This window comes from Actinomadura sp. 1N219 (genome assembly GCF_044326405.1).
Taxonomy (GTDB): Bacteria; Actinomycetota; Actinomycetes; order Streptosporangiales; family Streptosporangiaceae; genus Spirillospora.
In genome coordinates this window covers 269,350-289,057 of the sequence record NZ_JBIRAY010000007.1, presented here as the reverse complement: position 1 = coordinate 289,057, position 19,708 = coordinate 269,350, and the positions used below count along the sequence as shown (strand labels likewise).

Below are 19,708 nucleotides of genomic sequence, written 5' to 3'. Positions count from 1 at the left end.
GCTCGCCGTCTTCGTGGTGGTGCTCTGCGTCACCGCCGTCTACGTCGTGTTCGTCGTCCTGTCGTTCCTGGTGTCCCTGGCGACGGTGTGAGGAGCGACGATGACGCGACCCCGGACGGGCCCCCTGCGGAAGGTGCAGGACGTGTCGCTGGCGCGGACGTCCCTCGTCACCTTCCAGCTGCACGGCCCGGGCGAGACGGACGAAGCAGGCGGCGCCTCGCTGCTCGCGGTGTACCAGGACGCGTCCGGCGGCGGGCTCGCGCTGGTCGCCGACGATCGCGGGCTCATGATCGACCCGTCCGCGGCGCCGGACGGGACCGTCCGGATCGTCGTCGCCGTCGAGGCCGCGTCCGGCGCGGTGGCCCGGGTCGGCGGGGTGCGCTGCACCGTCCGCGACGATCACGGCGCGGACCTGGCCGTCCTGTCCGGCGCCGCGGCGGGGGAGGCGACCCCTGACCCGGTGCACCTGCTCGGCGAGTGCTACCGGCGGCGCGGCGAATGGCGGTTCCGCGAGATCGGCTACGGCCTCGCCGACGACGCGGCGATCACGCGCGAGCTGGGCCCCGGCGCCGCCGACCACCACCACCGCCGCCGCGCCGCCGCCCTCACCCGTCCGGCGGAACCGGACCGTCCGGCGGAACCGGACCGTGCGGCGCCGAGCCCCCCGGCTACCGAGGCGCGTCCGGTCCGGGCGCTGCCGCCGCCGAACCTGGACGCCGCCCGCATCGCCGGCGAGCGCACGGCACGCGGCCCGGTGAGCCTGGAGGTCGCGGTCGACCTGTCCGGCTCCATGATCCGCTACGCGCGGCTGCGCAAGTCGGCGCTGCACGCGCTGGCCGGGTTCGCGCGCCGCGAGATGGCCGCCGGGGACCTGCTGACCTCGGTGGCGTTCGCCGACCGTGCGGCGATCCTGGTCTCCCCGGTGGACGTCCGCAAGCTGCGGCGCGTGACCGACCGGCCGAGCCGGGACGTGGGCGGGGGCACGCAGCTGTCGCCCGCCGTCCAGCTGCTGATGGAGCTGCGTCCGCGCGGTCCGGTGAAGTACGGGGCGCGCGCGCTGATGGTGATCACGGACGTCGCGCTCGGGGACGACCCGCGCAGGCTGGGCACCCTGCTCCGCAAGGCCGCGTATGACTCCGTCCACCTGGTGGTGCCCGCGCCCGAGGGCCCGGTGTACCTGCGCGACCGCGACCCGCTGCGCCACGCCGCCGTGCACCACTTCGCGGACGCCGACCAGCTCGGCCTGATCTACGGCGCGGTCTTCGCGGCCATGACCGGCCAGCGGCTGGAGCACCGATGACCGCCGGCGAAACCGAGCGCGCCGAACTCGACGAGCAGATCGCCCGGCTGCGCGCGGCCCTGGACGCGCCGTTCCCCCCGGACGTGAAGCCCGCGTGGATCCGGCTGGCGCTGGCCGAGTTCCTGGTCCAGCGGGGCGAGCAGGCGCGGAGCGTCGAGGACCTCGACGCCGCGATCGAGTACACGCGCCACGCCTTGGGCGATCTCGGCCGTGCGATCGGCGCGTCCGACCTCTCCCTGACGCACCAGAACCTCGGTGTGGCGCACTTGCTGCGGGCGCAGTACGCGCCCGACGACGCGGACGAGCACCTCGCCGAGGCCGCCGCCGCGTTCCGCCGCTCGATCGACCTGCGACCCCCGCCGCACCCGGACCTCGGCTGGGCGAACGCCAGATACGGCGTCGTGCTCGCCACGATCGCGCAGCGCGCCGTCGACGGTCTCGACCTCTTCGGCGACGAGACTCCCGGCCACTGGAGCGCGCTCGCCGAGCAGGTCACCACCGCGCTGGAGACCCTCGACGCCGGGTGGCGCGAGATGGCGGCCGACGACCCGTACCGTCCCGTCGTCCGGTACTGGCGGGCGGTGACGCGGGCGTGCCGCTTCACCTACTTCGGGGGCGGCGACGCGGACCGCGACGAGGCGCGGGCCGACCTGCAGGCGATCCTCGGCCTGCCCGAATGCGACGACGCGATCGCCGACGTCTGCCACCTCTACCTCGCCTTCCTGCACCTCTTCGGCAGGGTGCCCGCCGGGCTGCGGGACCGGAGACCGACGCTGCGCACCTTCGCGCGGATGCTCGCCGGCGGGAACCTCGCCGACGCGGAGACCGCGCGGGCGGCGCGCGACCACCTGGACCGCGTCACCGGGACGGCTCCGGAAGCCGCCGCGACGGCCTCGGGCCTGCGGGCGGTGACGGTGCTGGCGGTCGACGGCGGGGACATCACCGAGGAGGGCCTCACCGAGGTCCTCGCCGGCCTGGGAGCAGCCGAAACCGACCCCGAAGGCGACGAGCTGGGCGCCCTGCGCGAGCTCATGGAGACCGTCCGGACGGTGCGGCGGGACGGGATCGAGGACGTCGGCGCGCTCGCCGACGCCATCACCCGCATCGGCGAGGCGTTCGGCGACGGGCACCCGTTCCAGCAGGTGCTGCGGGGCGTGCTCGGCCAGCTCCTCGACCTGCGTTCCGACGGGCCCTCCGGCGGCGGCGCCCGCTCCGCGACGCCCGAGGAGCGCGAGGCGGCGCTGGAGCTGCTGGAGAACGTCCTCACGGAGCTTCCCGACGACCATCCCGACCGTGCCGCGACCCTGGGCCGGCTGGGCGCGACCCTGACCCGGGGCGTCGAGCACCGGCACTCCCCGGAACGGCTGGAGAGGGTGCGCGCCATCCTCCTGGATGCGGCCGGACGGCCCGCCGCCGACACCGACAACGACGCCCTCAACAACTTCCTGCTCGTCGTCGTCGACCGGCTCCGCAGCATGACCGGCCACGGGCTCCAGCCGCTGAGCGACGCGGTCGAGAGGCTCCAGCGGGTCGCCCGGCTCCTCCCGCGCGAGCACCCGCTCCAGCAGATGATCCCGGGGTTCCTGGCGTCCATCCTGATGCACCGGCACCTCCAGGCGGGCGGCCTTGAGCACCTGGACGCCGCGGACCACTACGCCCGCCTGACATCCGAGACGTTCGCACCCGACGACGAGCCGAGACCCGACGGCGACCGGGCGCGCGAGGACATGCACGCCCTCATGGAGTGGTTCCGGGCGGCCTCCCCGATGGCCAGGGCCACGGGCCCGCCGGACGCCGAGCTCCTGGACCGGACGGCCCGCGCGCATCGGACCCTCGCCGAGCGGCTGCCCGAGGGCCACCCGTCCCGGGCCCTGATCGAGAGCAGCACGCGGACGCTCGAATTCGTCCAGCGGCAGCTCGAAACGGCCACTGCGGCACCGCACGCCCGCTTGATGCCAGGCGCGGAGGTCCCGGACGACGTCGAGGAGATCGAGGTCGAGACCGCCCGTGCGCTCGGCGCGGACCATCCGCTGTTCCCCACCGAGCTGGGCGTCCTCGGGTTCCGCAAGGTGCACAACGGCTACCTGACCCGGAATCTCGTCCGGCTCGACGAGGGCCTGGCGCTGATGGCGGAGGCGTACGGGGCCGCCGACCCGGTGTGGCCGCTGCGGTCGTGGCTGCTCGGCGTGTTCGGGTGGGCGTTCCTGCTGCGCTACGAGATCGGCCTCGACCGCGCCGACCTGAACAATGCCATCGACCGGTTGGAGGCGGGCGTCCGGGCGGGCGAGACGGGTGCGCTCGGCAGCGTGACGGCGCTGAGCCTCGCCGTCCTGTCCACCGCGTACCACCTGCGCGGCGACGCGGCCCTGGACGACCGGCGGCGGGCGGGCGAGAGCGGTCTCGCCGCGCTCCGGGCGAGGGCGTGGAGCGTGATGCTGCAGAGCAGCACCGAACGCGCCTTCACCGCCGCGCTCGCCGCCGCCGGGGAGGGCGCGGCCGTGGCCTACCAGTGCACCGCGGACGGGCACACCGGCCTTGCCGTCGAGGCTCTGGAATGGGGACGCGCGATGGTCCTGCACACGGCGACCACCGACGCGAACCTTCCCGCGCTCCTGCGCGACGGCGGCCACGACGATCTCGCCGCCGAGTGGGAGGAGGCGACAGGGGAGAACGGCCCGGCGCCGTGGGACCTCCCAGGCGGGCCGGGCGGCATGCCCGACTTCCAGTCGGGGCTCGCGGAGCTGCGCGTGCCCAGCGACCTGCGCGAACGCGTGATGGAGGCGATCGAGGGCAGCGACATCGAGCGGCGGCTGTTCAGCCCCGCCGTCCCCGCGGAGATCGGCGCGGCGCTGCGGGAGTCCGGCGCGGCGGCGCTGGCCTACCTCGTCCCCCGCGAGGACGGACGCGGCGGTCTCGCCCTCGTCGTGGACGACGCCGGAGAGGTGCGGCCGGTCCGGCTGCCCCGGCTGACGACCGGGCCGCGCAGCCGCGTGGAGGCGTTCGTCCGGGCGCAGCACGACCGGGAGCGGGCCGAACCGGGGACGGACGAGGCCGCGCGCGTCCACCGGCGCTGGCGGTTCGCGCTCGGCGACCTGTGCGACTGGGCGTGGACGGCGGTGATGGAGCCCGTCCTGGACGCCGTCGCAGGCGCCCCCGGGAACGGGGGGAACCGGGCGCGGGTGGTGCTGGTCCCGGTCGGGGAGCTCGGCGCCGTCCCCTGGCACGCCGCCCGCCGGACGGTCGGCGACGGCGTCCGCCGCTACGCCTGCCAGGACGCGGTCGTCTCCTACGCGGCGTCCGCGCGCCAGTTCATCGAGGCCCGGCGGCACGGCCACCGGCCGTGGCCGAGCGCGGCGGCGCTGGTCAGGGTCGGCGGGAGCAGCCCGCCGCTGTACTGGGCCTTGAAGGAGATCGAGCAGATCCACCGGCGGCACTACCCGGACGGGGAACTGCTCGGCGGCCGCCGCCGTCCGGGCCGTCCGGGCGAGGCCCGCTCGCCGGGCGCGACGGCCGGCAATGTGCGGCGGCTGCTGCCCGGCCCGGAGTCGGGAGGCGCGTCGCTGCTGCACCTCGGCTGCCATGCGCATCCGGCGCCGCGTCCCGTGGACTCGCATCTGATGCTGGCGGGCGGCGAGGCCCTCGGCATGACCGACATCCTGCGCCGCGCGCGGGTGCGGCCGTCCGGCGTGCCCGGCGGGCTGGTCGTGCTGGCCGCCTGCGGCAGCGACCTGACGAGCCGCGACCACGACGAGGCGCTGACGCTGTCGACGGCGTTCCTCGCGGCCGGGGCGGTGGGCGTGGTCGGCGCCCGCTGGCCCGTGGACGACCTCCCGACCGCCCTGTTCATGACCCTGTTCCACCACTACCTGAACGCCGGCTACGGCGACCCGGCCGTCGCGCTCCGCGCGGCCCAGCTGTGGATGCTGAACCCGCGGCGGCGCGTCCCGGCGGACCTGTCCGCCGAGCTGGCCGACCTGCTGGACGCGGCTCCGCTGGACGAGCCGGAGTCCTGGGCGGCGTTCACCTACCAAGGCCGATGAGGGGGCCCGCATGACCGCGTTCGGCATCGACCTCGGGACGACCAACTCCTGTCTCGCGTACATCGACGAGTCGGGGAGGCCGGCGGTCGTCCGGAACTCCATCGGCGAGAACACCACGCCGTCCGTCGTCTACTTCGAGCGGCGCGACTCGGTGGTGGTCGGCAGCGCCGCCGCCAACGCCGCGCTGCTCGCTCCGGAGCTGGCCGTCCGGCACGTGAAGCGCCGGATGGGCCGCAAGGACGTCGACTTCCACTTCCACGGCACCCGCTACACCCCGGAGACGATCTCCGCGCTGGTCCTCAAGGAGCTGGCCGCCGCGGCGGAGCGGCGGCTCGGCCGCCCCGTCCGGGACGTGGTGATCACGGTGCCCGCGTACTTCGGGGTCGCGGAGCGGGAGGCGACCCGGCGGGCGGGCGAGATCGCCGGGCTGGACGTCCTGGACGTCCTCGCCGAACCGGTCGCCGCGGCCCTCTCGCACCAGCACGGGCACCCCGCCGGAAGCCCGCGCCACCTGCTCGTCTACGACCTCGGCGGCGGCACGTTCGACACGACGGTGATCCGCGTGGACGGCGACGACGTCAAGGTGGTCTGCACCGGCGGCGACCGGGACCTCGGCGGCGCCGACTGGGACGCCAGGATCCGGGCGTTCCTGCTGGAGGAGTTCACCGCGCGGCACCCCCGCCTGGACCCCACCGCCGACGAGCAGTTCATGCAGGAGCTGTGGATCATGGCGGAGCAGCTCAAGAAGGAGCTGAGCAGCGCGCGGTCCCGGCGCCGGAACCTGCGCTTCGCGGGCTCGACCGTGCAGGTGGAGCTGACCAGGGAGCGGCTGGAGGAGCTGACCGCCGACCTGCTGCAGCGCACCCTGAAGATCACCGAGGACACGATCGACCGCGCGCGCCGCCAGGGCGTGGACGGCTTCGACGAGGTGATCCTGGTCGGCGGCATGACGCGGACGCCGGCGGTCGCGTCCCGGCTGGAGGCCCTGCTGGCCAAGGACGGCCCCGCGGACGGCACGCCCAGGCGGCACGAGCCCGACCTCGCCGTCGCGCAGGGCGCCGCGCTGTTCGCCCTGATCAAGCAGGTCCAGCGGGAAGACGAAGGCAAGGACGGCCGCGCCGACCGGAACGAGCGGGTCGCCGACCGGCTCGGCATCAGCGCCGAGCAGGCCGAGTCGATGCGGTCCCGGAACGTGACGACGGTGGTGCCGCGCGGCTTCGGGGTGAAGGTCATCGACGAGCACGACCCGCTCGCGGCCACCGACCCGATGCGGGCCCGGTTCTTCGTCGTCCACCTGCTGCCCGCCGACACCCCGCTGCCCGCCGACTCCGGCCCGGTCGTGTTCGGGACGGTCCTCGACAACCAGCCGATGCTGGAGGTGGAGGTGTGGGAGCAGACGCGGCCGGACGGCACCGAGGAGCTCGCCGACAACACGATGATCGGGCGCGGCATGCTGCGCGGCCTCCCGCCCCGGCTGCCGCGCCGGACGCCGATCGAGATCACCTTCCACATGAGCGAGACGGGGCGGCTCTCGGTGCACGCCGTGGAGCCGCGGTCGGGCCGGGAGGTCCGCTTCGACCTGCAGATCGGCGGCATGGACAGGGCCGCCGTGGACGACGCCAAAGCCGCCGTGGCCCGCCACGACACCACCTCGTGACCGCCTGAAGGCCCGGAAGGAGAACGATGGGACTACGCCACGCGCTGACGGCGCTGGCCGAGCAGTGGGACGACGTCCGCGAGCGGCTGTCGCCCGGCGAGTTCGACGAGGTGCAGGCGCTCGTCGACGCGTTCACCCGGGAGGGCGACCGGGTGGCGTCGGAGGAACTCGCCGAGGACATCGCCGACCTGCTCCGCGCCCGCCTGCCCCGCGACCATCCGTTCCTCGTGGCGCTGCGCGCGCGGGAGGAGCGGTTCGCGCCCGACGCCGCGCGCCGGGCCGTGGAGCTGTCCGCCTGGTTCGGCCTGACCGGCCCGCTGCAGGTCCGTCTCGGCCGCCCTCCGGGCCCGACCTCCACGGAGGTCGAGCAGGAGGCCGAGTCGTGGCTGCTCGACGCGCCCGCACTCGACGCCGACCAGCTGCGCGCCCGCGGCCTCGACCCCGGCGACCCCGACCTGATCCGCCTCGACCGTGCCGGCGGCGGCGACGGCCGCTGGCCCGCGTTCCAGTTCGCGGCCGACGGCAGCCCGCTGCGGATCGTCCTGGAGATCAACCGGATCCTGGCGGCGTCCGACGACCCGTTCGGCGCGGCCGACTGGTGGCTGGGCGGCAACGGCAGGCTCGGCGACGCCCCCGCCCGCCTCATCGGCAGCCTCCCCGACGACGAGCTGATCGCCGCGGCCCGCGCCGAGACCGGGGGAGCGTGAGATGCCGAACGCCGAACCCCCGCGGCTCTTCCGCCCGGCCCCCCACATGCACCTGCTGAAGGCCGGCGAGCGGCTGTGGCGGGTGCACGACCGCAGGCACGACCCGACCTCGGTGAAGCCGAAGCCGTCCGACGACAACTTCGGCGGCGGCCGCTTCGACGGCACCGACCGTGCCCCGTACGAGGCGTACTACGCGGGCCTTGAGGCCGGGACCGCGCTGGCCGAGACGCTGCTGCGGGACATCCCGTTCAACGACAAGGGCTTCCGGACCATCCGCCGCGCCCGCGTCCACGGCCGCCGCGCCAGCGTCGTCGAGACGACCGACGCGCTGAACCTGGTCGACCTGTGCTCGGGCGAGGCGCTCGCGGCCGTCGCGCAGGACACCTGGCTCGTCCAGGCCGAGTCCGGCGAGTACCACGCCACCCGGCGCTGGGCGAGCTGGATCCGCGAGCAGGTCCCGGCGGCGCAGGGGCTGATCTGGCCGTCGAAGCGCGAGGGGAGCAGGCCCGCGCTCGTCCTGTTCCGCGACCGCTGCCCGGACGGCTGCCTCGTCGCCGACCCCGCCTCCGGACAGGACCTGGACGATCTCGAAGGAGCCGCCTGGATCAACGAGCAGCTCGCCGCCTACCGCGCCCGCGTCACCAGGCCCCGCCATGACCGGCGCCCCTGACGGCCGGCGGCTCTACCTCCAGGCCCTCGACGGCGACGCCGGCGTCCTGGACGAGGCGATCGAGCTGCTGCGCGAGGCGTCCGACCTGGAGGCCCTCGGTGACGCGCTCTTCCTCCGGTTCTGGCGGGCCCTGGACGCCGCCGCCGGCGACGACGACGTCACGAAGGCGCTGGACGACCTGGACGACGCGATCGAGACCACGCGCGACGCGCTGGCGAACGCCTCCGGGGAGGACCGGCGGACGATCGCCGCGTCCTGCGGCGACATGCTCCACACCCGCTTCCGGCTGCTCCGGCGCCACGAAGACGATCTCCACGCGGCCATCGACCTGCTGGTCTCGGCCACCGAGGACCCGGAACCGGACCCGTTCGCGGCGGCCGACCTCGCCGACGCGCTCGCGGACCGCTACGAGATCCTCGACGCCGAAGCCGACCGCGACGAGGCGATCCGCTGGTACCGCACGGCGCTCGACGCGCTGTTCCTCACCAAGAGACGCGACATGCTGGTGAACGTCCAGCGGCTCGCCGAGCTGCTCATCGACAAGGCCGACGAGACGATGGACGCCGCCGGTTACACGGCCGCGATCGGGTACGCGGACCGCGCCCTCGCGGTCCTGCCGGACGACGCCGAGCCCGACCGGGCCTTCGTCCTCTACCTGCTCGGCTGGGGCCGGCTGCGGCGCGCCGCGCTGGGCCCGGCGGATCCCCGCTCCGAGCTGGCGGACGCGGTCGCCTGCCTGCGGCGGGCGCTGGCGCTCCCGCCGATCCCGGCCCCGTCCTCCGACGAGCTGACGGCGGTGCTGGGCCTGGCGCTCTCGTCCTGGGTCGGAGCCGACATCGAGAGGGACGGAGCCGCCCCGGAAGCGACCCGGGAACGCGCAGATGAGACGATCCGGCTGCTGACCTGCGCGCGGGACGCGCTGCACCCCGAGCATCCGTTCCGCGCCTGGGCCTGGTCCCAGCTCGGGATGACGCTGGCCATGAGGTTCCTGGCCCTCGGCGGCGACGCCGGCGACCGCGAGGCGGCGCTCGCCGAACTGGAGGCGCTGGCGGCCTCTCCCGGCATCGGCGCCGGCGACGCGGACGTCTGCAGATTCAACCTCGCCCGCGTCCTCGTCGTCGAACCCGTGCCGTCCGGATTGCTGCAGGGTCTCGGCGCGTACGACTACGACGTCCACCGGAGAATGGCCGAGTTCGGTTCCGCGCCGGAATCCGGGCCGCGTCCCGAGGAGGCCGAGCGCGCGCTCGCCAACCTGGACATGATCTCCCCCGAGCGCGGCGCCGTGCCCCCGGAAGAGGTCCTGGAGCTGAGGGCGTACGCGATGCTCTACCTGCGCCCCGACGGGCCGACGGAGGAGGACGTCGAACGGGCCGTCCGGGACGGTGAGGCCGCCTTCCGGGAGTCCAGGCAGGACGACCCCGATCGCGGCATGCGCCTGGGACTGCTCGCCCAGTGGATCTCGTACCGGGCCGACCGGTCCGGACGGCCCGACGACGAGGAGCAGGTGGTCGAGACCCTCGCGCGGGCCGCCGAGGAACTCGATCCCGCGCACAGGTTCCGTCCGGCGCTGCTCGGCATGCTCGGGGAGTCGCTCGGCGGCTCCTGGGCCGACGAGCCGGGATCGGCCGAGCGGCGCGACGCCGTGGTGGTGCTGCTGGAGCGCGTGTTGCGGCAGATGCCGGACGGCCACCCGTCCCGCGCCCAGACGCTGACGCACCTCGGCCGCGTGCTGATGGGTCATGCGAAGTTCGACCACTCTCCGGAACGGTTCGAGCGGGTGCGCCGGCTCCTCCACGAGGCCGTCGACCGCCCGGCGGCCGGCCCGGAGAACGAGGCGGTCAACCACTACCTCCTCGCGCGCGTGGACCAGGTCGAGGCCTACCTCGGCGGGGACACGCGGCGGCTGGACGGGGTCGCCGAACGGCTCAAGCACGCCGCCGCCCTCGTCCCCGAGGGGCATTGGCTCCGGATCACCATCCTGAACGCGCTGTCGTCGCTGTACTCCCAGCGCCACGACGCCGAGGGCGGCCTGGAGTTCCTGGACGCCGCCGACCACTACGCCGAACTCGTCGTGCGGGCCGGGCGGGAGAGCGGCGACACGTCCAGCGAAGAGGTGCTGATGAGCGAGCGCCACCTCGCGGTCTCACCCGTGTTCAGGAACCCGAGGCAGGTGACCCGGGCCGTGCTCGACCAGGCGATCGAGCGTCTGGAGGCCCTGTCCGGACGCGCCGACGTTGAGGAGCACCTGGCGTTCGCGCGCTTCTTCCGCGCCCGCGTCGGGCCCGGCGGGGTGCTGAGCGCGCCGCGGCCGGGCGGCGACACGGGAGAGACGGCGGCGGTGGCCGAGATGCTGACCGCCTCGCTGAAGGGGGCCGACACCGACAACACGGGCTACCCGCTCCAGCTCGCGCTGGCCGGAAACCTCAAGGTGGGCGCGGGGTACTCCGCGCGAGACCTGCGGACGCTCGACGAGGGCCTCTCGGTGATGAGCGACGCGTACGGGCTCGTCCAGGCGCTGCCGCCGGGCCGCCGCTGGGAACCGGCGTTCGCGGGCGTGCTCAGCATGCTCGGGATGGGCCTGATCCTCCGGCACGAGCTGACCGGGGAGCGGGCCGATCTCAGCAACGGCATCGACCGGCTGGAGGCGGCGCGCGGAGCGATGACCGGCGTCGCGCTCGCGTTCGCCCCCGTCGAGACCCTCAGCAACCTGGCCCGCGCCTACCACCAGCGCGACGATCGGTCGCTGAAGGACAGGCGCCGCGCTGTCCGGCTGGGGCTTGAGGCACTGGGGGAGCGTGCGACCGCCGTCCTGCTCCAGGCCAGCCCCGAGCGCGCCTTCGAGATGGCCTTCTCCGTCGCGGCGGAGGCCGTGGAAGTGGCCCGCTGGGCTCTCGGCGAGGGGCTTGCCGATGCGGCCGTCGAGGCACTGGAGCGTGGCCGCGCGACGGTCCTGCACGCCGCCACCACCGACTCCAGCGTGCCGGAGATGCTCCGCCGAGCGGGCCTCACCGACCTCGCCGAGGAGTGGGAGGACGCGCCGCACACGGCCACCGACCCGGCGCCGTGGAATCTCCGGCCGGGCGCCGGTGGGACGCCGGACGTGGCCGAGGTCCTGGCGCGGCTGCCCGAATCGAGGGAGCCGAGCGATCTGCGGCATCGCGTGCTCGCCGCGATCGAGGGCACCGAGGTGGAGCGGAGCCTGCTCGCGCCGCCGTCCGTCCCGGAGATCGCGGACGCGCTGCGGGTCGCCGGGGCGGAGGCGCTGGTGTACCTGCTGGCGCGCGACCGGCACGGGCCCGGCACGGCCGTCGTCGTGGACGTGTCCGGAGCCGTCCGGGAGATCCCCCTGCCCCGCCTGATCGCCGGTCCGAACAGCAGGGTGGACGCCTTCGCGACCGCGCAGCGCGACCTCGTCCAGGCCGGCCCGGCGGACGAGAAGCGCGTCCGCCGCCGCTGGACGCACGCGCTCGGCGACCTGTGCGACTGGGCGTGGGAGGCGGCGATGGAGGAGGTCCTGGCCGCCGTGCCCGGCGGGCGTCCGGCGCGGGCCGTCCTCGTGCCGGTCGGCGGGCTCGGGCAGGTGCCGTGGCATGCGGCGCGGCGGCGGGTGGCCGACGGGCGGTGGCGGTACGCGTGCCAGGACGCGGTCATCTCCTACGCGGGCTCGGCCCGGCAGTTCGCGGACGCGTGCGCCCGCGGCCGCCTCCCGCCCCGCGACGCGCCCGCCCTCGTCCGGGTCGGGGGCAGCGCGCTGTACTGGGCGTCGAAGGAGATCGAGGAGATCCACCGGCGGCACTACGCGCACGGCGTCCTGCTCGGCGCGCGCAGGCGCGGCGGCCCGAGGTCCCCGGACGCGACCAAGGACGCCGCGACCAAGGACAGGGTGAGCGGGCTCCTGCCCCGGCGCGGTTCCGGCGGGGCGTCGCTGCTGCATCTCGGCTGCCACGCGCACCCCGCTCCGCGTCCGGTCGACGCCGCCCTCGCGCTGCTGCGGGGCGAGGAGCTGAGCATGAGCGAGGTCCTCGAACGCGCGCGGGCCCGCCCGCCCGGCTCGCCCGGCGGGCTGGTCGTCCTCGCGGCCTGCGGCAGCGACCTGACGGCCACCGACCACGACGAGGCGCTGACGCTGGCGGCGGCGTTCCTCGCCGCCGGGGCGTCCGGCGCGGTCGGCGCCCGCTGGCCGGTCGACGACGTCCCCACGGCCCTGCTCATGGCGATGTTCCACCACTACCTGAACTCCGGCTACGACGACCCGGCGCGGGCCCTGCGCGCCGCGCAGCTCTGGATGCTCGACCCCGCGCGGCGCCTCCCCGCGGACGCCGACCCGAAGCTCGCCGACGAGACGGCCCTGGCGGATCTGGCCGCCCCCGCGGCCTGGGCCGCGTTCACCTGCCAGGGCCGGTGACCTCCTGCGGCCACCGCTGTCGTTCGTCGTGATTTGCCACTATCCCGGCACCTCGATGATCACTACGTTGGGGCGTTATGAAACCGCGCCGGACCGTCCTCACGCTGGCCGCCGCCCTGGCCGCCGCACTCCTCCCGGCGGGCGCCGCCCAGGCGTCGCCCGCGGCCCCGCCCGCTCCTCCCGCAGGCGGCGGGAACACGGTCCGGTGCGTGTACACCCCGACGCCCGACAACCCGCCCGCCAAGCCGGTGCGCCCGCCCCGCTCCAAGGCCCGCGCGCACGGCAAGGTCGACGTCGTCGTGGTCACCAACTTCGGCGTCGTCGCCATCAGGATGGACCGGGGGAACGCCCCGTGCACCGTGCACAGCTTCGTGAGCCTGTCCCGGCAGAAGTTCTACAACGACACGCGGTGCTGGCGGCTGACCAACTCGGCGCGGCTCGGCGTCCTGCAGTGCGGTGACATCTACCGGGCGGAAGAGGGCGGCCCCGGCTACAAGTTCGACGACGAGCTCACCGGCAAGGAGACCTACCCGCGCGGGACGGTCGCCATGGGCAACTGGGGTCCGGACACCAACGGCAGCCAGTTCTTCTTCGTCCACTCACGGGCGAACATCCCGCCCGCGTACACGGTCCTGGGCAAGGTCACCTGGGGCCTCCCGGTCCTCGACCGGATCGTGAAGGGCGGGATCATCCCCGGCCCGAACGGCCCCGAGGACGGCGAGCCCGCCAAGCCCGTCGAGATCCACCGCGTCTTCATCCGCGGCTGACCCGGGGAACGCGGCTCAGCGGGTCAACGGGTCAGGGCGGTCAGGGAAGCGGCCGCCCGCTCCGGGGTGAGGTCCCAGGCGGTGATCGTGTGGTCGCCGCTGGACGAGAGCAGGGTGCGTCCGTCCCGGCCGAACGACAGGCCGAGGACGAGGTCGGTGTGGCCGGTCAGCGTGGCCCATCGCGTGCGCCGGGGGACGTCCCACACGACGACCGAGCGGTCGAGGCTCGCGGTGGCCAGGCGGCCGGACGACGGGCCGAACTCGATCGCCCGGATCTCCGCCGCGTGCCCGGCGAGGACGCCGACCCGGCGGCGTGTGCGCACATCCCACAGCAGCACCCGGCCGTCGCCGCCGCCGGACGCCACCAGCCGCCCGTCCGGGCTGAAGTCGATCTCCTCGACGTCGCCCGCGTGCCCGGACAGCCGCGCGACCGGGCGCCGCGCGGCGAGGTCCCAGAACGTCACGGCGCGGTCGTCGCCGCCGGTGACGAGCGTCCGCCCGTCGGGGCTGAACGCGACGTCGCCGACCAGAGGGCGGCCGCGTTTGAGGGTGGCGACCGGGCGGCGCGCGGCCAGGTCCCACCAGATGACCGCGCCGCTCTGGTCCGCGGCGGCCAGCGTCCGGCCGTCCGGCGCGAACGCGACGCTGCGGACGCCCGCGGCGTGCCCCGCCAGGGTGGCGACCTGGCGCCGGTCCTGCCAGATCCGGATCGTCCCGTCGTTGCCGCCGGTCGCGACCGTCCGCCCGCCGGAGGCGGTGTCCATGGCCCCGGTCCCGGCCTCGCCGCCGGAAGCGGGCGGGCCGGCCGCGCGGTGGTCGCGGGTGTCCCACCAGCGGACGGCGCCCTCCTGGTCCGCCGACACGGCGGCCCGCCCGTCCTCGACGAGGGAGACGGCGTTCACCCACCCGGTGTGGCCGGTGTACGGCATCGTCCGCCGGTCCCAGATCAGGGCGCTCTGGTCCCCGGCGGCGGTGGCGATCGTCGCGCCGTCCGGGGCGGCGGCGACGTCGTACAGCCCGCTGGTGTGGCCGGTGAGCTCGGTGACGGCGGCCAGCGAGGCCGTGTCCCACAGCTTGGCGACCTGGTCGTACCCGGCGGAGATCAGCGTCCGGCCGCCGTCGGTGAAGGCCAGCGCCCGGACGGGGCCGTCATGCGACATCCGCCGCTCGGGCTTCAGCGGGCGGCGGTCTTCCAGGTCCCAGAGATGGACCTCGCGGTCCTCGCCCGCGGCGGCCAGGCGGCGGCCGTCCGGGCTGAACGCCACGGCGAACAGCGGCGCGTCGCTCACGTCCAGCGTCTCGACCGCGCCGCTCCCCGACCCGGCCCGGCCGGTGCGCGGGGTCCAGAGGGCGACGCGGCCGCCGTCGTCCGCGATGGCCAGCGTGCGCGCGTCCGGCGCGAACGCGACCTCGGTCATCGCGCCGCCGTACCCGTCGAGCTCGTCGAGCTTCCGTCCGGTGGACGCGTCCCAGACCACGGTCTTCCCCGCCGCCCCGGACGCGGCGACCAGGCGCCCGTCCGGGCTGAACGCGAGCCCGTCGAGGATGCCCTCGGTCTGCATGTGGACGGCCCGCGTCCTGTCGGAGGTCCGCCACAGCGTGACGCCGCCGCCCAGGTCGGCCGCGCCGAGCAGGCTGCCGTCCGGGCTGTACTCCAGGGCCCGGACGACGCCGCCGTCCGGCTGGAGCCTGCCCTTCTCGGCGTGCGTGCGGCCGTCCCAGAGGATCACGGCGCCGTCCTGCCCGCCGGTGGCCAGCTCCGCGCCGTCCGGGCGGATCGCGACCGCCTTCACCATGCCCGCGTGCCCGTCCAACCTCGTCTGGTAGGGCCTGCGCGCCGCGATGCTCAGCACGGCGCTGCGGGCGTCCAGGGTCGGGGCGGTCCGGTACGCCTCGGCGGCGCTGCGGGCGGCCCCGCGCACGTCGGTCGGCAGCCGCGCGATCGCCTCCGCGGCGAGCTGCCGCGACCGGGCCAGCCGCCGCTGCTCGTCGGCCTCCGCCCGCTCGCTCACCGCCAGCGCCCCGGACGCGACCGCGACCAGCAGGAGGACCGACAGCGCCGACACCAGGCCCTGAAGGACGCGCGTCCGCCGCTCCGCCGCGGCCGTGCGCCTGCGGTGCGCGGCGGACGAGGCGTCCAGGAAGTCGCGCTCCAGGTCGCCGAGATCTTCGTCGTGCGCCTCGGCCCACTCGGCGGCCATGGTCAGGCGCGGGCCCTGGTAGAGGGTCTCCTCGTCGCGTCCGATGGCGTCCCATTCCGCGGCGGCCGCCGCCAGCCGGGCGTGCAGGCGCAGCCCTTCGCGATCCTTGGCGAGCCATTCGCGCAGCCGGGGCCAGGTGCGGATCAGCGCCTCGTGCGCGATCTCGACCTCGTCCCCGTGCAGGGTGACCAGGCGGGCGTCCGCCAGCCGCTCGACCAGGGCGGCGGAGTGCGGCGCGCCGTCCAGCTCGGAACGGCACACGGGACGCCGGACGCCCAGCTCGGGCCCCGTGTCGCCGACGACGACCAGCCGCGTCATCAGCCGCCGCACCGCCCGCCGGTCGGGCTCGGACAGCCGCTGGTAGATCTCCTCGGCCGTGTCGGCGATCGCGCCGTGGACGCCGCCCGCCGCCTCGTATCCGGCCAGGGTCAGCGCCTTGCCGCGCCGCCTCCGCCAGGTCTCCAGCAGCGCATGGGACACCAGCGGCAGGGCTCCCGGCTCGGTGCCCGCGTCCTGGATCACCCGCGCCACCAGCGCCGGTTCCAGCACCAGGCCCTCGGCGGCGGCCGGTTTCACGATCGCCTCGCGCAGCTCCTCCCCGCGCATCGAGCCGACCAGCACGCCCGTGCCGCGCAGCGCGGCGACCAGCCCCGGATGCTCGGCGCAGCGCCCGTAGAAGTCGGCCCGGACGGCGATGATCGTCCGTCCCCGGCGGGCGAGCAGCGCGTCGAGGAAGGCGCGGCGGCCGGCGGCGTCCGGGCGGAGCGTGAACACCTCCTCGAACTGGTCGACCACCAGCACCCCGGCCTCGGGCGGCATGCCCTGCGCGCCGGGCGTGACGACCGTGGCGTCCAGGCCAAGGGCGGGGACGACGCCCGCGCGCAGCAGCGAGGACTTGCCGCTTCCCGACGGGCCGAAGACCGCGACGAAGCGGTCCTTTCGCGTCCTGGCGACGATCTCGTCCACCAGCGCGTCGCGTCCGAAGAACCGTCCCGCGTCACCGGCCTCGTAGCGGGAGAGCCCGAGATAGGGAGGCTCCGCGCCGGGGGCGTCGGCCGTCCCCTCCGTGAGGCGGCGCCGCAGGTCCTCCCACCGGCGCTTCCACTCGTCGCGGTCGCCGCCGCAGGCGTCGACGTAGGCGAGTGTGACCTGGAGGCTCGGCAGCCGTTCCCCGCGCGCCGCCGCGGCCAGGGCCGACGCCGAGAAGCGGGTCCGGTCGGCCAGCTCCCGGTAGCCGGGCTCCCCGGCCTGCCGCCGCAGCTCCCGCAGCCCGTGCGCGAAGCCGTGCAGCGGGTCGGCCCGCGGGTCGAGTTCTCGCTCGGGACGGGGCACGGGCCACTCCCGGTTCTCTCGTCGGTTTCCGGCTTCACCGCGTCCATTAGGGGTTGTGCAGCTTTGGCCCCCCTTGCTGCACAACGCGGCACAGCGTAAACCACCAGAACGGACCGAGAGCGGGTGGTCACGCAAACTCGCCTAGGTGCCGCATGTCCGCAATTCCGCCAGTCGCATCCCTGTGAAAGGTGCATGAATGCTCCGCCGATCCCCGCAACGTTCCCGGCGCCCCCGCCTGCGGCCCCTGCGGCGGTTGGCCGCCTTCTCGGTGGCCGGGACGGTCCTGCTGTCGGGCTGCTCCCTGTTCGGAGGCGAGGACGGGGACGGAGGCGGCGACGGCGGCGGTGGCAAGGGGAACGGCGGCGGTGGCGGCAAGCTGCCGGCCACGGGGATGACGCAGTGGATCCTGGCGACCAAGCCCGTCCGGGTCGACCTGCTCTCGCTCGACAAGACGTCCGGCAAGGCGGTCACCGCCCGCCTGCGCGTCACCCACACCGGCTCGGAGGGCTCGTTCCTGTTCAGCCAGTCCGATCTCGGCGGACGCCGGAACCCCAAGTCCTCGCTGTCCGGGGTCACGCTCATCGACGGCGTCAACCGCAAGCGCTACTACCCGTGGTGGGGCGCGGACGGCCAATGCGCCTGCTCCATCGAGGGTGCGGACGGGATGTTCATCCGGCCGGGCAAGAGCATCGAGTACTTCGTCAACTTCCCGGTGCCGCCGGTGAAGACGGTGATGCTGCTGGTGCCCAACACCCCGCCGTTCATGAACGTGCCGATCGGGGACCGGCCCGGTCCGGTGACGGCGCCCGCGGGGCAGCAGGAGCGCGATCCCGCCAAGGTCGCGCTGGACGGTCCCGAGATCGTCCCGCTGACCGACGAGTCCGCGGCCCTGGACGGCAGCAGGGAACAGACCGAGAACGACCAGAAGGTCGAGGTGCGGCTGTCCGCGGACGTGCTGTTCGCCCTCAACAAGGCGGACCTGAACCCGCGCGCGCAGGACGTCCTGCGCAAAGTCGCGTCCCAGATCAACGCGTCGAAGTCGGCGACCGTCGTCACGATCGACGGCTACACCGACGACACCGGCAACGACGCGATCAACGTCCCGCTCTCGCAGCGGCGGGCGCAGGCGGTGCAGCGGGCGCTGGCGCCGCTGGTCACCAAGCCCGGGATCACCTACAAGGCGACGGGGCACGGCTCGGCCGATCCGGTGGCGGACAACGACACCGAGGAGAACCGCAAGCGCAACCGGCGCGTCACGATCGGCTTCGCACGATGAGGGCCGCGCGAGCGAAGCAGGCCGTCCGCCCGATGAAAGCGAGCATCCGCATGTCCCGCCGTCCCATGACCGCGTTCCTCGCCGCCCTGCTCCTGCTGGCCGGCCCGGCCCTGCACGCCGCCCCCGCCCAGGCGGACGGCGCCGTCGCTCCCGTTCAGGGCCGGGCACCCTCTCCGGGGTCTCCCGCGCCGGCCGGGCCGGCCGGGCGGCCGACGCTGCCCGTGCTGGCCGAGGCCAAGTTCAACCCCGCCGAGGCGAAGAACTCCAACGGCTCCGACCGGACCGGGGCCGTCGTGAAGATCAACGGGTTCAAGGCGGACGGGCAGGGCCTCGGCGTCCTCTACTGGACCCTGCGCAACGAGAGCGACGGCTCCGACAGCATCGGGCCGGGGGATTTCGCCGCGTCCGAACGCTGGGGGGAATCGGTCGTCCAGCCGTCCGGCATCAGGATCGTGTACGAGGGGGAGCGCCATGCGACCCTCTTCCACGACAACTGGTGCCTGTGCTACCGGACCCCGCCCGGCATCGACTACAGCTCGCTCTACAAGGGCGAGGAGATCCCGCTGAGCCAGGTCTTCGTCATCAGCCCGACCGCCACCCACGTGACCGTGGAGATCCCCGCCTTCCACCCGGTGCCGAACATCCCCGTGCAGCGATGAGGAGCGCATTACCTCCGTACGGACGTCACATCTCGCCGTGCCGTTCCGTCTCTCCTTGTGTACCGGCTGAAACGGCAAGGAGATCGTGATGGACGCTCGCATCGATTACTACGGCAATCCGACCACGGCGAAGTTCATGAAGTACGTCCAGTCGGCGGGCAAGGCCCTGGGGACCACCTCGCTGCCCGCCGCGACGCGGGAGCTGGTGCACATCCGCGCCAGCCAGATCAACGGCTGCTGCGTTTGCGTCGACATGCACACCAAGGACGCCGCGCATGCGGGGGAGCCCCCGGCGCGCATCAACATGATCGCCGCCTGGCGGGAGGCCAAGGTCTTCACCGACGCCGAGCGCGCCGCCTTGGACCTGACCGAGCAGGGCACCCGCATCGCCGACGCCGCCGGCGGTGTGCCGGACGAGGTCTGGGCGAACGCCGCCAAGCACTATGACGACGACCAGCTCGCCGCCCTGGTGTCCGAGATCGCCCTGATCAACGCCTGGAACCGGATGAACGTGATCGTCCAGCAGCCCGCCGGTGACTACGAGCCTGGTCAGTGGGGCTGAGAGCTGACCGGACGAACCCCAGACCAAGGCCCCGCCGAGTTTTGCGCCCCCGATCGGCGGGGCCTTTCCATGCCCGCGTAGCCTGAGCGTGATCACTCCCGGTGGCGGGTCATAGCCTCCGCGCAATGGGGA

11 protein-coding genes are annotated in these 19,708 nt (G+C 74.7%); 10 read left to right on the top strand and 1 reads right to left on the bottom strand.

The window, feature by feature from the left end; translation table 11 throughout:
* Positions 1–100: 100 nt before the first annotated feature.
* The 7 genes from ACH35V_RS23135 (at position 101) to ACH35V_RS23105 (ending at position 13,546) form a co-directional block, all read left to right on the top strand.
* The gene (locus ACH35V_RS23135; protein ID WP_395975043.1) at positions 101–1,300 is read left to right on the top strand and encodes a VWA domain-containing protein; all 1,200 of its coding nucleotides are present in this window, start codon (positions 101–103) and stop codon (positions 1,298–1,300) included.
* Entirely contained in the window at positions 1,297–5,340 is a 4,044-nt protein-coding gene (locus ACH35V_RS23130) for a CHAT domain-containing protein (protein ID WP_395975042.1), read from the top strand. Before ACH35V_RS23135 ends, ACH35V_RS23130 begins: the two co-directional genes overlap by 4 nt.
* Before the next feature lie 10 nt (positions 5,341–5,350).
* A complete protein-coding gene (locus ACH35V_RS23125) occupies positions 5,351–6,997 on the top strand; it encodes an Hsp70 family protein (RefSeq protein WP_395975041.1) in 1,647 nt (548 codons plus the stop codon).
* A gap of 26 nt (positions 6,998–7,023) precedes the next feature.
* Positions 7,024–7,704, top strand: coding sequence for a hypothetical protein (locus tag ACH35V_RS23120; RefSeq protein ID WP_395975040.1), 681 nt, complete (start codon positions 7,024–7,026; stop codon positions 7,702–7,704).
* A gap of 1 nt (position 7,705) precedes the next feature.
* The gene (locus ACH35V_RS23115) at positions 7,706–8,374 is read left to right on the top strand and encodes an RES family NAD+ phosphorylase (protein ID WP_395975039.1); all 669 of its coding nucleotides are present in this window, start codon (positions 7,706–7,708) and stop codon (positions 8,372–8,374) included.
* Positions 8,358–12,779, top strand: a complete 4,422-nt coding sequence (locus ACH35V_RS23110; protein ID WP_395975038.1) for a CHAT domain-containing protein — start codon at positions 8,358–8,360, stop codon at positions 12,777–12,779. Before ACH35V_RS23115 ends, ACH35V_RS23110 begins: the two co-directional genes overlap by 17 nt.
* A gap of 77 nt (positions 12,780–12,856) precedes the next feature.
* A complete protein-coding gene (locus ACH35V_RS23105; RefSeq protein WP_395975037.1) occupies positions 12,857–13,546 on the top strand; it encodes a peptidylprolyl isomerase in 690 nt (229 codons plus the stop codon).
* Positions 13,547–13,569: 23 nt separating this feature from the next.
* On the opposite strand, the gene ACH35V_RS23100 is transcribed toward ACH35V_RS23105, so the two are convergent.
* Positions 13,570–17,079: a hypothetical protein gene (locus ACH35V_RS23100; protein ID WP_395975036.1), complete on the bottom strand. Its 3,510-nt coding sequence runs from the start codon at positions 17,077–17,079 to the stop codon at positions 13,570–13,572.
* Positions 17,080–17,275: 196 nt separating this feature from the next.
* Between ACH35V_RS23100 and ACH35V_RS23095 the strand changes: the two genes are divergently transcribed.
* The 3 genes from ACH35V_RS23095 (at position 17,276) to ACH35V_RS23085 (ending at position 19,576) form a co-directional block, all read left to right on the top strand.
* Positions 17,276–18,355: an OmpA family protein gene (locus ACH35V_RS23095; protein ID WP_395975035.1), complete on the top strand. Its 1,080-nt coding sequence runs from the start codon at positions 17,276–17,278 to the stop codon at positions 18,353–18,355.
* Between the two features lie 32 nt (positions 18,356–18,387).
* Positions 18,388–19,014, top strand: coding sequence for a hypothetical protein (locus tag ACH35V_RS23090; RefSeq protein WP_395975034.1), 627 nt, complete (start codon positions 18,388–18,390; stop codon positions 19,012–19,014).
* Between the two features lie 88 nt (positions 19,015–19,102).
* The gene (locus tag ACH35V_RS23085; RefSeq protein WP_395975033.1) at positions 19,103–19,576 is read left to right on the top strand and encodes a carboxymuconolactone decarboxylase family protein; all 474 of its coding nucleotides are present in this window, start codon (positions 19,103–19,105) and stop codon (positions 19,574–19,576) included.
* Positions 19,577–19,708 lie beyond the last annotated feature (132 nt).